Annotated in this window: 17 protein-coding genes, 1 pseudogene and 1 other annotated feature; of the genes and pseudogenes, 16 read left to right on the top strand and 2 right to left on the bottom strand. The window is 41.1% G+C overall.

What is annotated here, in order from left to right; translation table 11 throughout:
• The gene (locus NE257_RS06035; protein WP_251886001.1) at positions 1–735 is read left to right on the top strand and encodes an amino acid ABC transporter ATP-binding protein; all 735 of its coding nucleotides are present in this window, start codon (positions 1–3) and stop codon (positions 733–735) included.
• Positions 736–847: 112 nt separating this feature from the next.
• Positions 848–1,267, top strand: a complete 420-nt coding sequence (locus tag NE257_RS06030) for a helix-turn-helix domain-containing protein (protein ID WP_007207957.1) — start codon at positions 848–850, stop codon at positions 1,265–1,267.
• 72 nt (positions 1,268–1,339) lie between these two features.
• Here the strand turns inward: NE257_RS06030 and NE257_RS06025 are convergent, their stop codons facing one another.
• The gene (locus NE257_RS06025; protein WP_251886000.1) at positions 1,340–2,683 is read right to left on the bottom strand and encodes an amino acid permease; all 1,344 of its coding nucleotides are present in this window, start codon (positions 2,681–2,683) and stop codon (positions 1,340–1,342) included.
• A gap of 183 nt (positions 2,684–2,866) precedes the next feature.
• On the opposite strand from NE257_RS06025, the gene nfsA reads away from it, so the two are divergent.
• From nfsA to NE257_RS05955, 14 genes and pseudogenes are all read left to right on the top strand, one after another.
• Positions 2,867–3,604: an oxygen-insensitive NADPH nitroreductase gene (gene nfsA, locus NE257_RS06020; protein ID WP_251885999.1), complete on the top strand. Its 738-nt coding sequence runs from the start codon at positions 2,867–2,869 to the stop codon at positions 3,602–3,604.
• A 76-nt stretch (positions 3,605–3,680) separates the two neighbouring features.
• Entirely contained in the window at positions 3,681–4,643 is a 963-nt protein-coding gene (locus NE257_RS06015; RefSeq protein WP_251885998.1) for an L-lactate dehydrogenase, read from the top strand.
• 128 nt (positions 4,644–4,771) lie between these two features.
• Positions 4,772–5,212, top strand: a complete 441-nt coding sequence (locus NE257_RS06010; protein ID WP_251885997.1) for a hypothetical protein — start codon at positions 4,772–4,774, stop codon at positions 5,210–5,212.
• A complete protein-coding gene (locus NE257_RS06005; RefSeq protein ID WP_251885996.1) occupies positions 5,209–5,958 on the top strand; it encodes a DUF6681 family protein in 750 nt (249 codons plus the stop codon). Before NE257_RS06010 ends, NE257_RS06005 begins: the two co-directional genes overlap by 4 nt.
• Before the next feature lie 215 nt (positions 5,959–6,173).
• Positions 6,174–6,443 carry a 30S ribosomal protein S14 gene (gene rpsN, locus NE257_RS06000; protein WP_251869290.1) on the top strand — a complete coding sequence of 90 codons (270 nt, stop codon included), beginning with the start codon at positions 6,174–6,176 and terminating at the stop codon, positions 6,441–6,443.
• Positions 6,444–6,461: 18 nt separating this feature from the next.
• Entirely contained in the window at positions 6,462–6,635 is a 174-nt protein-coding gene (gene rpmF / locus NE257_RS05995) for a 50S ribosomal protein L32 (protein ID WP_251869243.1), read from the top strand.
• Between the two features lie 6 nt (positions 6,636–6,641).
• Positions 6,642–7,022 carry a hypothetical protein gene (locus NE257_RS05990; protein WP_251869242.1) on the top strand — a complete coding sequence of 127 codons (381 nt, stop codon included), beginning with the start codon at positions 6,642–6,644 and terminating at the stop codon, positions 7,020–7,022.
• A gap of 15 nt (positions 7,023–7,037) precedes the next feature.
• Positions 7,038–7,187: pseudogene (gene rpmG, locus NE257_RS05985) on the top strand (50S ribosomal protein L33).
• Positions 7,188–7,197: 10 nt separating this feature from the next.
• Positions 7,198–7,317 carry a putative metal homeostasis protein gene (locus NE257_RS05980; protein WP_007207967.1) on the top strand — a complete coding sequence of 40 codons (120 nt, stop codon included), beginning with the start codon at positions 7,198–7,200 and terminating at the stop codon, positions 7,315–7,317.
• Between the two features lie 14 nt (positions 7,318–7,331).
• Complete coding sequence (locus tag NE257_RS05975; RefSeq protein WP_251885995.1) at positions 7,332–8,861, top strand: metal ABC transporter solute-binding protein, Zn/Mn family; 1,530 nt, start codon at positions 7,332–7,334, stop codon at positions 8,859–8,861.
• A 93-nt stretch (positions 8,862–8,954) separates the two neighbouring features.
• Positions 8,955–9,779, top strand: a complete 825-nt coding sequence (locus NE257_RS05970) for a MurR/RpiR family transcriptional regulator (protein ID WP_251885994.1) — start codon at positions 8,955–8,957, stop codon at positions 9,777–9,779.
• A gap of 129 nt (positions 9,780–9,908) precedes the next feature.
• Complete coding sequence (gene rpiA / locus NE257_RS05965; protein ID WP_251885993.1) at positions 9,909–10,577, top strand: ribose 5-phosphate isomerase A; 669 nt, start codon at positions 9,909–9,911, stop codon at positions 10,575–10,577.
• Positions 10,574–11,542, top strand: coding sequence for a Gfo/Idh/MocA family protein (locus NE257_RS05960; RefSeq protein WP_251885992.1), 969 nt, complete (start codon positions 10,574–10,576; stop codon positions 11,540–11,542). The genes rpiA and NE257_RS05960 overlap by 4 nt, the downstream gene beginning before the upstream one ends.
• A 79-nt stretch (positions 11,543–11,621) precedes the next feature.
• Positions 11,622–11,851 (top strand) — a binding site (T-box leader).
• Between the two features lie 59 nt (positions 11,852–11,910).
• Positions 11,911–13,041 carry a 5-methyltetrahydropteroyltriglutamate--homocysteine S-methyltransferase gene (locus tag NE257_RS05955; RefSeq protein WP_251885991.1) on the top strand — a complete coding sequence of 377 codons (1,131 nt, stop codon included), beginning with the start codon at positions 11,911–11,913 and terminating at the stop codon, positions 13,039–13,041.
• Between the two features lie 122 nt (positions 13,042–13,163).
• Here NE257_RS05955 and NE257_RS05950 read toward each other — a convergent pair whose 3' ends face one another.
• Positions 13,164–13,802, bottom strand: coding sequence for a helix-turn-helix domain-containing protein (locus NE257_RS05950; protein ID WP_251885990.1), 639 nt, complete (start codon positions 13,800–13,802; stop codon positions 13,164–13,166).
• Positions 13,803–13,880: the final 78 nt, after the last annotated feature.

Genomic DNA, 13,880 nt, shown 5'->3' with positions numbered 1-13,880 from the left:
ATGTTAACATTAAAAAATTGGAACAAATCATACAAAGAAAATCATGTGTTAAAAGATATTGACTTAACAGTTGGGACTGGAGACGTTTTGACGATCATTGGATCAAGTGGTTCTGGAAAATCGACCTTGCTACGCTCCATCAATTTTTTAGAACCAGCCGATAGTGGTACGATTCAGATTGGTGCTTTGACACGGGATGTTCAAACAACGACCAAAGCCGATATATTAGCGATTCGTCGGCAAACAGCGATGGTCTTTCAAAACTATGCATTGTTTTCCAAAAAAACAGTCAAAGAAAATGTCATGGAGGCGCTAGTTGCCGTAAAAAAAATGCCCGTAAAAAAGGCAAAGTTACTCGCTGAAGAACAGCTAGAGCGTGTGGGGATGGCTGATCGGATGGACTTTTATCCGAATAAACTATCCGGTGGTCAGCAGCAGCGTGTAGGCATTGCGCGTGCCCTTGCTATTCAGCCAGAGGTAATTCTATTTGATGAACCAACGTCCGCACTCGATCCTGAGCTGGTCGCAGGTATTTTAGAACTAATCAAAGGTATCGCACATCAACAGACGACCATGATTATGGTAACTCATGAGATGAAATTTGCAAAAGAAGTCTCAGATCAAATCATCTTCCTTGATCAAGGCCGCATTCTAGAGCAAGGGACACCAGAAGAGCTCTTCTTCCATACAAAAGAAGAACGCACGAAGCAATTTATCCAAGGATTTCAAGCATAGAGTTATTAGGACGGGCACTCAAGTAACGCTTTACCAGGTATCAATGACTCGTTGATTGCTTTTTCTGATAAATAGTTCATAGTCAGTAGTATCTGGAAAGCGAGGAAATCAAATGGACATTGGTGAAAAGATTCAATTGTTGAGAAAAGAAAAACAAATGACGCAAAATATGGTAGCGGAGGTACTGCATGTCTCCACTCAAGCAGTTTCAAACTGGGAACGTGGAAAAGGGTACCCTGATATTCAAAATATTCTCCAACTTTCTGACTTGTTTGATGTGTCATTAGATGAATTAATTAAGGAAGACGTGGATTTTAAAGATGCGTTGCTTACAAAGAAAGTCAATGGTTGGATGGATTTGCTTTTTTATGGCTTGACTTTTGTTATTGGCTTGCTTTGTATTGGTTGGCAGATAAGTAAATGGGTGACCGGTGGCTTTCAACAAGTGAGTGTCTTTGTATTTGCTGTTGGTATGATTATGTTTGGGGAATCCTGTTATTTTTGGTACAAAAGAAGGTTATCAAGAGGATAGTTAGGAATCAGTGAATGCATGAAATAGCAATAACCCAGCTGAACAGTCAGCTGGGTTATTTTATAAAAAAAGTTAACGAGACTTTTTATCCAGTGCTCTAGCAGTTGGCTTCCTATAACTAAAGAACATAATTGCGTACAATAGTGCAGTTAGGGCTGTGATGGTGAGGGCATTGTTGATCAAAATACCAATAAAAATCAATGACAACCCAACTAAGGCACAGCCACTAAAAATTAAATGGCGCGTGTTGTGCGTGCGTTTGGCTAGTACAAAGGCAGCGATGGTCAAAATCACCCAAGTCAGCAACACAGTATATGATAGACTGCCCACTAAGTAACCAAATAATTTCTCGCCGATAAAGTAAGAGACAATCACACCGACATAAAGTGTACCGGTACAAAAGATTACAGCATTTTGTGGGACTTGATGATGATTGAGTGTCGTCAGTTTCTTCGCAAAAAGACTTGATCGTTCTTGTAGACGGAAAAACAGCGTACGCGAGGATGCATAGACACCGGAATTAATCGAAGAAAAGAGCGCCAAAATAATGACAAAGTTGACAATGTCTGCAGCATAAGGAATGTGCATTTTTTCAAAAATAAGCACAAATGGACTGACCTCACTCGCAGCCAGCGTTGTCCAAGGATAGAGAATCAACAATAGCAACATAGGAATCAGATAAAATGACACGATTCGTCCCATTACACCACGGATGGCACGAGGAATTGCTGTCTTAGGATCCGCCGTTTCGCTGACCGTTACGGCAATCAATTCTGATCCACCGTATGAATAAATGACCACTAACAAGGAGCTAATCATCCCTGACACGCCAAATGGTGCAAAACCACCATGCTGATTCATCGCAGAGACAGTAGGAATCAAGCCATGTGCAAGTGAGGCCTTACCAATTAAAAATAGGCCAAACAAAATGAGTAATACGATGACGGTAATCTTTGCCAAAGCTAACCAATATTCTGTTTCAGCGAACAAGCGGACCGAGTATAAGTTAATCAGAGTAGTCAATACCGCTAGACCAAAAACAAATACCCATACCGGAATCGTCGGAAACCAGACTTGCATAAAGCTAGCTAGTGCGACCGCCTCGGCAATAATATTAATAATCCACATCGACCAGTAAAGCCAATCAATAAAGTCTGCGGCATGGTCGCCTAAGACCGGCTGAACCACACCTGACATGCCGCCTTTTAGCTTGTCATGCGATAAGACCAATTGTCCTAACCCAGTCATTACGACAAATAAAATCAAGCCACCCAATAAAAAAGCCACCAATACAGATGGCCCGGCTAAGCCAATGGCACCACCGCTTCCCTTAAATAGTCCAGCACCAATGGCACCACCAAGAGCCAACATCGTAATGTGACGGGTGGTCATTTGTTTTTGTAAATTTGTTTCCATATAAACCTCTTTCTCAAACTAGTTCCCATTTCTTTTCGAATCATTTTATACTATCAGACAATTCTAAAAATGGGTAAATAGTGTGAATTTTCTAATGTTACATTCGTTTTACGATGAGTGATAGTTTATCAGCAGTCCCATTCGTAGTAAGATAAAGTCAGATTTCATCAAGGAGGAATGGCAATGAATCAAACAATCAAACAATTAACCGACCACGTATCCGTGCGCGCATTTAAGGATACACCATTGACTGATAGCCAAAAAGAAACATTAGTGACAGCTGCTCGTAGTGGCTCGTCCTCGAATTTTGTTCAAGCGTTTTCGATTATTGACATTTCAGATGCTGCCTTACGTTCTGAACTGGCGGCTATTACCAATAGTGCTCCTTATGTGAATCAGACAGGTGTCTTTTATGTATTTGTAGCGGATTTGTATCGCCAAGCGACACTATTAGAGGCCAACGCTGAATCGTTAGCAGGCATCCAATCGATGGAATCATTGATAGTAAGCATTGTTGATGCGACAATTGCCGCGCAAAATATGGCTGTAGCGGCTGAGTCACTGGACTTAGGGATTTGTTACATTGGTGGTATCCGTAATGATATCGACAAAGTGGCAAAATTATTAGACTTACCGCCATTTACGGTTCCTGTTTTTGGTTTGACAATTGGGCATCCTGTATCCAAAAATGATCCAAAACCACGCATGCCTCAGAAAAATCAAGTCGCAGAAAACCACTATCCTCGTGAGCAATTCGCGAATCTGGGTGCGTATGAGGAGCAAACAGCAGCTTATTATGCCAAGCGCGGAGTGAATGCACAAGAAACGAGTTGGAGTGAAAAAAATATTCTCTTTCTCAAAGAGGTGAGACGTCCGGAAGTGGCTGAGTTTTTAAAGAAGCAAGGCTTTTTATTGGCTTAGCTATCTAATCTTGGAAAGCATACAAATGTGGTACTTTTTGCTATGATGGAAAAAAAGATAGAAAAGAGGATGAGCGATGAAAAGCAGCAAATCAAAAGTAGCCATCGTGGGTAGTGGGCTAGTAGGTTCTTCTACGGCATTTAGCCTAATTACGCAAGGGGTATGTGACGAAGTATTGATGATTGATATCAATGAAGAGAAGGCAGCTGGTGAAGTACGCGACTTGCGTAACTCGATTCAATATCTGGATCGTAATGTGCACGTCAAGACAGCCACGTATGCGGATTGCCATGATGTAGATATTCTCGTGATTACGGCAGGCGCACCGCCCAAACCAGGGCAATCCCGCTTAGATACATTGGATATGACTGCCAACATTGCCAAATCAATTGTGGAACCAGTCATGGCTAGTGGGTTTGATGGCATCTTTATCGTGGTATCCAATCCAGTCGATATTATGGCATACCTTGTCTACAAGCTGTCAGGATTACCCAAGAATCAAGTAATTGGCTCGGGCTCATCTGTGGATACGGCTCGATTAACGAATTTTATTGCAGATTTGGTAGATGTGGATCCGCGGAGTGTCTATGCCTATGCGATGGGTGAACATGGCGACTCGTTGATGGTTCCTTGGTCGACAGTGACGATTGCAGGGAAGAAGTTTTTAGACGTTATTTATGACAATCCCGAGATAGTAGGCGATGTCGATCTGGCTGAACTAGTGACAAAGACGACGCGAGAAGGCTGGGAAATTTATAATCGAAAAGGGACGACGTATTATGGAATCGCATCGGCTTGTGTCGGCATTATTAAGGCGATTCTCTTTGATGAGAATAAAATTATACCTGTATCGACCCTCCTAGAAGGAGAATACGGAGAGCAAGATATGTTTGCGGGTGTGCCGGTAATCTTAAATCGCCAAGGAGCAAGCGATATTTTAGAAATTCATATGACTGAAGACGAACAGACCAAGTGGCAGGCATCGACTGATGTGATCAAAGAATTTACAAATAAAATTCGTCATTACTATCAAGAGTAAAGACTCACTCGATCAAATATTTTCATTTGGTCGAGTGATTTTTTTTTGAAAAAAATGTGTATCCTAAGAAATTCCTAAGCTTTTTGTGCTACGATACAAGACAAAAGAAAGACAAGGAGTCAAAAAAAATGCGGAAAGTTCCTCCTATTTTGAAACCAATAGCACTATTAACCATTTCAATCTTGATCGCGACTGCCACGACAGTCGTCAATAGCTCAAGTTACCGTCAGCCGACTACTACCACCACGACACAAACAACCATTAGTCAGTCTGAAAGTCGATCAACGACAGAGACGACAGACTCGATGGAATCGACAGAAGAAACAGCCAGTGACTCAGCACCTATGACAACAGCAACTACTAGCCAAGATACGACGTCACAAACGGACGCAAGTATAAGTGATGATTCGAGTGCATCTAGTTCGTCCAGCTCGTCTAGCTCATCAAGTTCCACAAGTTCGTCGACGACAAGTACCTCGAGTGAAAGTGATGCTACAAATAATGCACGAACCAATCAAGGTGCAGCCGCAGACACAGAAACAACAGAGACGGTAGGTGATCAACAATGAGTGTCATACTAGATATTATTAATGGTATCAATAAATTTTTGGGTTATTTAGATATTAGTCCGAAATACTTAAATCGTGGGTACACCATTTTGAGTCTCTTCCCGACGTTGTATATTTTACGTATCGTGTATGGCATGTACCAAAATGGCAATTATGTGCAAGGAATTATCTATGCGCTGATTTTTGCTGTATTGATGTATTTTATCGTGTTAAATGTGTTTTATTATTTTTTAGACAAAAATACTAGATTAGATATCACACAATTGTTTGTCAAATATTTGCCAGATGATGCGTTTAATATTCAGCAAGAGAAAAAACAGGAACGGGCGATGAAATCCATCGATACCGAAGAAGTGATGATTGATTTTTATGAAGATTATCAGTTGCATTTGGCGAGTTACATGCAAGAATTAATTCAGCAAAACGTCATTCCAACGAATGATTTATCAAAAAAAGAAGGCTACTTAGTCGAATGGAATACCATTTATCCGTATTATTTTGTCAAAGCATACGGACAAGGGGAGTATGAACTGCGTATTGGTAAAACCTATCATGATCTAACACCCATCGGTAAGATTCATTACACCAAAGAAAAGCAATTACAGCCTGTCGGATTGTATATTGTTGGTGGCGATTTTGTGAAAGATGGCTTTCGCTACCATGAGCCGTATCGCCTAAAATTATTAGCTAAACAAACCAAAACCGAACAGATTACTAGAACACAACGACGCTCACAGAAACATTAGAGCGTGCGATAGAATTAGCTAGTAAGAAACGACCAAAAAGTCCAAAAGTTTGAGAAATAACTTCTGGATTTTTTGGTTTTTCGCGTTTAGCTGACCAATTTTGTCACAGTTTTTTATTGACAATGATTGAACCAACTGGTAAAGTCTTCCTGTTCAAATCGTAACCATTTCGTTTTAAAGTGAATAAAACGAAACAAATGAAGGGAGTGTCATTTATCGCAAAACGATCAAAACAAGTCAAAGTGACGAAGCAACAACAGATGATTGACAAATATGCTGATCTCAGAGCACAACTAAAAGAAACAAAAGATTACGAAGGGCTAAGGAGGCTACCAAGGACTGCTAATCCCAATCGCTACCGTAATCGTGATTCACTAGATGGCCGACCTCGAGGATATATGCGCAAATTTGGTCTGTCGCGTATTCATTTTCGTGAATTAGCTTTACAAGGGAAGATACCTGGAGTGAAGAAAGCCAGTTGGTGAGTTAATGGGGGATGCAAAATGGCAGTACCAGCACGTAAAACAAGTAAGGCAAAAAAAAGAGCACGTCGAACGCACCAAGTCATCAAAGCGCCGAATCTTTCATTTGATTTGGCTTCTGGTGAATACCGAAGAAGCCACCATGTTTCTTTAAAAGGCTATTATAAAGGGCAAAAAGTACAAGAAAAGGAGTAAAAACAAATGGAAATCATTTATCCCCCACTAGTCGAACAAGGAGTTGCTTTTTTCTCTCATGCACCTGAGCAAGTGGAATTGAAAGCAAAAGTGTATGAACAGTTTGTAAAACAAGGAATCCTAACAGAGACAAGCAACTCAACACAAATGGCAATCGATCAAGGATGGGTTATTGATTTTTATGAGGCGGAGCATTTAAGTTTTGCTGAATTTTTGTCATTGTATCCAATTTTTAAACAATATGATGAAAAAAGGTTTATGCAAATTGATGGATTTTGGGAAGTCTCAATTGATTTAAAAAAAGAATTAATAAGAGAAGCGGGGTCCGGATTGTTTTCTTACGATGAACAGATTCAGATTGAAGCATATCTATCAGAACGTACGTAGAGAGGAAGAAAATTAATGAGGCAATCAATTATCTTAGAATGTGTGGAGACAGGTGAGTGAATCTATTTAACGAGTAAAAATAAACGAAACAATCCTGAAAGATTGGCGTTAAAAAAATATTCCCCAAAATTGCGGCGAAGAGCCATTTTTCGTGAAGTGAAATAAGGAGGATTATATGGAAAAAACAGATTTAGCCAGCGCGTATCGTCGTTTGAAAAGTCCAAATATCAAAACAAAGAAACGCGCATTAAAAATCATTAAAACATACAAACGAACGAAAGCAGGGATTCGTTAGAAAGTGAGAGACTGATGAAAAAAAGTTGGAAATATTTGGGGCTAAGTATGCTAGCACTAGGGATACTAGGAGCATGTGGTACTGACAACGCTACAAAGAAAACAGAAAAAGCATCGGATAAATTATCCATTGTGACGACATTTTATCCGATGTATGAATTTACCAAACAAATCGTAGGTGACGAAGCGAATGTGACATTGCTCGTTCCTGCAGGGCAAGAACCGCATGATTATGAGCCATCAGCCAAAGACATCGCCAACATCCAGTCAGCAGATGTCTTTGTCTATCATAATCCCAACTTGGAGAGCTGGGTGACTAAAGCTTCCAAGAGTTGGCAAAAAAATGCACCGCACATCATTGAAGGTACCAAAAATATGGTCTTATTGCCAGGAACAGAAGAAGAGGAAGGACATTCTGAAAGTGAAGAAGGTCATTCACATGAATTAGATCCGCATACTTGGTTGGCACCTAGCTTAGCCATGAAAGAAATCGAATCCATTAAAAATCAATTGGCAAAACTCTATCCGAAAAAATCAGCTGTCTTTACAGCGAATGCACAGAACTATTTAACCCAATTAACAGCTTTGGATAAAGAGTACCAAACAACATTGAGTGCTGCGAAGCAAACAAGTTTTGTGACGCAACATGCAGCATTTGGTTACCTAGCACTAGAGTATGGCTTAACGCAAGTACCAATAGCCGGTTTGTCACCGGAACAAGAACCAAGCCCGACTAGATTAGCAGAGTTAAAAGCATATGTGCAAACCAATGGCCTAAAGTACATTTACTTTGAAGAAAATGCCAGTGATAAAGTTGCGCGGACGTTGGCAAATGAAGCAAACGTTAAATTGTTGGTTTTGAACCCTCTTGAAAGCTTAACCAAAGAACAAATGAAAAACGGTGAGGATTATCTTTCTGTCATGAAAGATAATCTAACTGCTTTGGAAAAAACCGTTTCCGTTGCCGGTAAATCCGCCCAGCCTGAAACAACGACGGAATCAAAACACACAGTGGCAAATGGTTATTTTGAAGACGGTGCAGTCAAAGATCGGACCTTGAGTGACTATAGTGGTGATTGGCAGTCAGTATACCCATTATTACAAGATGGCACCCTTGATCAAGTGTTTGACTACAAAGCGAAATTAAACAAAGATATGACAGCAGAAGAATACAAAGCCTATTATGAAACAGGCTATAAGACAGATGTCAATCAAATTATCATTAAAGATAACACGATGGACTTTGTTGTGAATCGGGAGCATCATCGCTATATGTATCAATACAAAGGCTACAAAATAGTGACTTATAAAAAAGGCAATCGTGGTGTTCGCTATTTATTTGAAGCGACAGATGCGAATGCGGGCAAGTACAAATACGTTCAATTTAGCGACCATGCTATTGCTCCTGTGAAAACAAGCCACTTCCATATTTTCTTTGGTGGCGAAAGCCAAGAACAATTACTCGATGAAATGGATAACTGGCCAACTTATTATCCAAATAGTCAGTCAAAACTAGAAATTGCTCAAGAAATGATGGCACATTAAGCTAGTTGAAGCGACACGAAGCGCTATCCTTTTTGACAAAAGCCGTGCTACAATACCTACAACACGAGTTTTTGCAAGAAAGAGGTCAAGGCAATGTCGATTATTGATAAATTATTTGTTGATTATGCGAACTTCTCGACAGTAGAGATGAAGATTGCAGATTATATTATAAAATCACCCCAAAAAATTCCCAATATGACGATTGCGGAGTTAGCAGAAGAAAGTCAAGTCAGTGAAGCCTCGATTAGTCGTTTCTGTCGCAAGTTAGAATTAGTTGGGTTTCACGCATTGAAGATTGAGCTGGCGCAAGCGACCTTGCCAGAGACGGATGAAAAAGGGACGCTAAGTGCGTATCAGCAACGTCTAGCACATATCCAAGCGAATAAATTAGCGGAGGTCGATCAGACTTTCCAACAGCTAGATGAAGCGACAGTTTCCTTGATTTTAGAAAAGTTTCGTACAGCGCCACGCATTATTTTTTTAGCTTATGGCAACACGATCCCCGTCGCGATGGATGCGGCCTATCGCTTTAACCAAATAGGGATTGCGGCGAGTGCATTTGATATTTGGGATACGGCTGCGGCCTACTTATTGACGATGACTGAAGATGATTTGGTGGTCATTATTTCTAATTCAGGCGAGACACGGCCGTTGATCCAGGCGGCTCATTACTGCAAGGAGCAGCACTTGTATCTTATTGCGTTGACGAATAATCGCCAGTCGCCAATTGCGACCTTGGCAGATTTGCATGTGACGACAGCGACTCGGGAGCGCTTGTTTCAAAAAGATTATTATTTTTCATGTATTTCAGCGATGTTGGTCATGGAGACGTTCTTTTTATTGCTTGCGTTTGAAGACCCTGAACGCCTCGAGCGGATTCGCCGGCATGAACAGATGATTTCTGATAGTAAAATATAAAAAAGACCGTTTGCCTTTTGTCAGTCGAAAAGCAGACGGTTTTCTTTTGACGAAATTTAATTTCATAGTTATAATTATTATGAAATTAAATTCAAAGGAACCGTTCGTTGGTGAATTGGAGGAATAGGGATGAAGAAACGGTGTGCCCAATACGCGCTTGATTACATCAAACCGCATAGCATCATTGGACTAGGCGGAGGGAGCACAATTGCTTATTTGGTGGAAATGATTCAAGCGAAACAACTAGACGTCACAATTGTCACGCCCTCTGTGACGACGGCCAAACTTTGTCAAGCAGCTGAGTTGACGGTCGTGCCGATGAATCAAGTCGATCATGTGACTGTAGCATTTGACGGGTGCGATGAGGTCGATGAACAACTCAATGCTCTGAAAAGTGGCGGTGGTATTCATACGAAGGAAAAAATAATTGCAACGATGGCGGACGACTATATTTTGCTAGTCGATGAGTCAAAAGTGTCAGACACTCTTTCATTCAAGGTCCCATTAGTGCTGGAGGTCTTGCCCCAAGCGTTGGCCAAAGTGAAAGCTGACGTGCTGCGTCTAGGCTATCAAGTCACCGCTCGTATGAGTGCCACGAGCGATGGCTACACCTATACAGAAAATGGCAATCTATTGCTTGAGGTCACAATTGATAGTGGCACGTGTGAAGCAATCGCGCAGCAATTTTCGGCTATCGTCGGGGTTGTGGAGACCTCTCTTTTTTATCAAATCGCAACGAAAGCAATTGTCGTAACGACAGAAGGAAAACGAGTCATCGAAAGGAGTCAAACAAAATGAGCTACCAATGGGGAATAGTAGGAACGGGCGTCATCGCTAATGAAATGGCTGCTGCATTGCATGCATCGGGACGAGAAATCTATGGTGTGACAAGTGGCAGGGAGGAACAAGCCCAAGCATTTGCTGAGAAATACAATGTGGAGCATGTATTTGCAACATTTGAGGAATTGGTTGCTGATGACACGGTCGACATCGTCTACATCGCCACACCGCACAACTTGCATGCACAAATGATTCGCCAAGCACTTTTGGCCGACAAGCATGTCTTTTGTGAAAAAGCAATTACAGTCAATGATCGTCAGCTAGAAGAATGTGTGGCATTGGCAAAAGAGCGGAATTTAGTATTGTCAGATGGTGTGACGTTGTTTCATATGCCATTGTACAAAGAACTCCGTCGCATCGTCGCAAGTGGCAAACTAGGTGCAGTGAAGATGGTTCAAGTGAACTTTGGTAGCTGCAAAGAATATGATGTGAACAATCGCTTCTTCTCTAAAGAATTAGCAGGTGGCGCCTTATTAGACATCGGCGTATATGCGGCATCGTTTGCACGTTTCTTTATGACAGCAAAACCAAATGTGGTTTTAACAACAGCAAATTACTTTGAAACGGGTGTGGATGAAACGTCAGGGATTTTACTAAAAAATGAGGTCGGTGAGATGGCCGTCATTGCCTTAACTATGCGAGCAAAACAACCCAAACGCGGCGTGATTGCTTGTGAAAAGGGCTTTATTGAAATTAGTAACTATCCTCGCGCTGAAAAAGCGACCATTACGTATACGGAATCTGGACAAGTCGAAACAATAACGAGTGGTGAGACAGACAAGGCCTTACAATATGAAATTCAAGATATGGAAGACTACATTACCAATCAGTCCGGCGAAGAAAATTTGACGATGATTCGCGATGTGATGGGAACATTGACGAGTATTCGCTCGCAATGGGGCCTAGTATATCCATTTGAATAGAAGTGCCCATTTTTCAGAACATTCTGTCAAAAACTTGACAAATTGAATCAACGTGATATGATGCTATCAATTAGCATAGTTTGATTCATTGAAAAGGAAAGTAATTCGCTTTTGGCGCATAGAGAGATGTTGGTTGGTGGAAAGCATCGAATAAAAGCAAATGAAGATGGCCTTTGAGAATCTCTTGGCGATAGGTAGTCAAGAGCGGGTGTATTCCGTTATCAAGTAACCTGATACCTGATGTATTCAGGAAGAGTGGGGAAAGTCTATTTCCCAAAAAAGGTGGTACCACGATTATTCGTCCTTTGATAGCCAAGTTTGGTTATCAGGGGGCTTTTTTATTTTTAGAAAAGGATAGGTGAACGAATATGACAACAGAAACAAAACCATTTCGAGTGGATCATGTCGGTAGCTTTTTGCGACCACAACGATTAAAAGATGCGCGTGAGGCGTTTGCTAACGGTACGATTGATAAAGAAGCGCTACGAGCAGTAGAAGACGAAGAGATTGTTTCATTAGTAGCGAAGCAAAAAAAAGTAGGACTTAAAGGAATCACAGATGGCGAATTTCGTAGAGGGTTTTGGCATATTGACTTTTTAGAGCAGCTGACCGGGGTCGAAGGCTATGTACCCGAACAAGGATACAATCAAATATTTCATGGCAAAGCCGCTCCTTCTTACAATATTCGGTTAGTCGGCAAGCTAGCCTTCCCAGCTGATCATTCCTTTTTACGGGACTTTGATTTCTTAAAAGAAGAAGTCGGACAAGATGGTGAAGCAGTCGCAAAAGCAACGATTCCAAGTCCAACGATGATTTTACGTCAAGAAATTTTGGCCAATGATGGCTCTTCAAAATTGGCAGAAATCTATCCAAATATCGCTGATTTTTATCATGACTTGGGCCAAACCTATCATGACGCTGTCCAAGCCTACTATGCACATGGCTGTCGTTATTTGCAATTTGACGATACCAACTGGGCCTTCTTGGCAGATGCAAGCAAGCGAGAATCCTTAAAAGAAAAAGGGATTGCCCCAGATGAAATTGCCCAAGTATGTACGCAAATCATCAATGCAGCATTGGCAGACAAACCAGCTGATTTGACGATTACGACACATATTTGTCGTGGCAATCACGCGTCTTCTTGGCTGTTCTCAGGTGGATATGAACCGATTGCCAAAGAATTATTTGCCACACAGTATGATGGCTTCTTTTTAGAATATGATTCCGATCGCGCAGGAGATTTTGCACCATTGCGTTACTGGGACAATCCTGATAGCCGCGTCGTTCTAGGCTTGATTACTTCAAAATTCCCAGAGTTAGAAGATCGAAATGCCGTTGAAGCCCGCATCCAAGAAGCCACCGAATATGTTCCACTTGAGAATCTGTGCATTAGTCCGCAATGCGGATTTGCTTCAACAGAAGAAGGAAATAAACTGACCGAAGAACAACAATGGGCCAAGATTACGTTGTTGCAAGAAATTGCTCATGATACTTGGTAATAAAGTGAGTGTTCGATAGAGGGCAATAAAAAAGAGTCTCCGATTCATCAGAAACTCGGCCGTTAGCAAAATGCTGGCAGGCTGATGATTGATGAATATCGGGAGACTCTTTTTGGTTCGGCTTAGCGATTGTTCTTTTGATTTTTCACCGTAACTGTCAAAATGACGTAGGCGAAGATACTAGCCGAAACAATCCCACAGATAACCCCAAAGAGGGTATAGGTAGGTAGCACATGGGAAATCGTTAGGCCACCAATAATAAATAAGGCGATCCCTTCAACCACCAGTATACGCTTGAATCGGTGCGATTGGACGATAAAACTAGAAGGTTTTCCTTTTAATAATTGACATTCATTTGTTAAAAGTGAAAGTAGTCCGACATTGAGCAATAAGATAGCTGTCACCATAATTTGGGCCCCTAAGCCGAGCTGGAAAGGAGACCATTTAAAAACAGAACCTAAAATAATGATGATAAGAAAACTTATATTCATTATATACGAAAGACTCCACATTTTTTTCAATTTACTTTCTTGTTCCTTGCGCTTCATTTCTTCTACCATACCGGCATCCTCCTTTAGTAAAACATCTAACGAAAGACCATAATAATCACTTAGATTAAGTAAACTGCTGATATCTGGATAACTGCGTTCGTTTTCCCAACTAGAGATGGTTTGGCGAGAAACGTGTAAATAAGCTGCCACTTCTTCTTGAGTTTTCCCAATTTTTGTACGTGCTTGTTTCAGTCGTTCTCCAAATCTCATGGGTCATCACGTCCTCTCTGTATTGATTATAAGCGGGTTTGCCTAGTGGATGCTAGCTAAGATTCTAAGCAAGTCAAA

It is taken from the genome of Enterococcus italicus, from assembly GCF_023743875.1.
Taxonomy (GTDB): Bacteria; Bacillota; Bacilli; order Lactobacillales; family Enterococcaceae; genus Enterococcus_G; species Enterococcus_G italicus.
The sequence above is the reverse complement of the archived record's forward strand: the minus strand, read 5'-3'. Positions and strand labels throughout refer to the sequence as shown.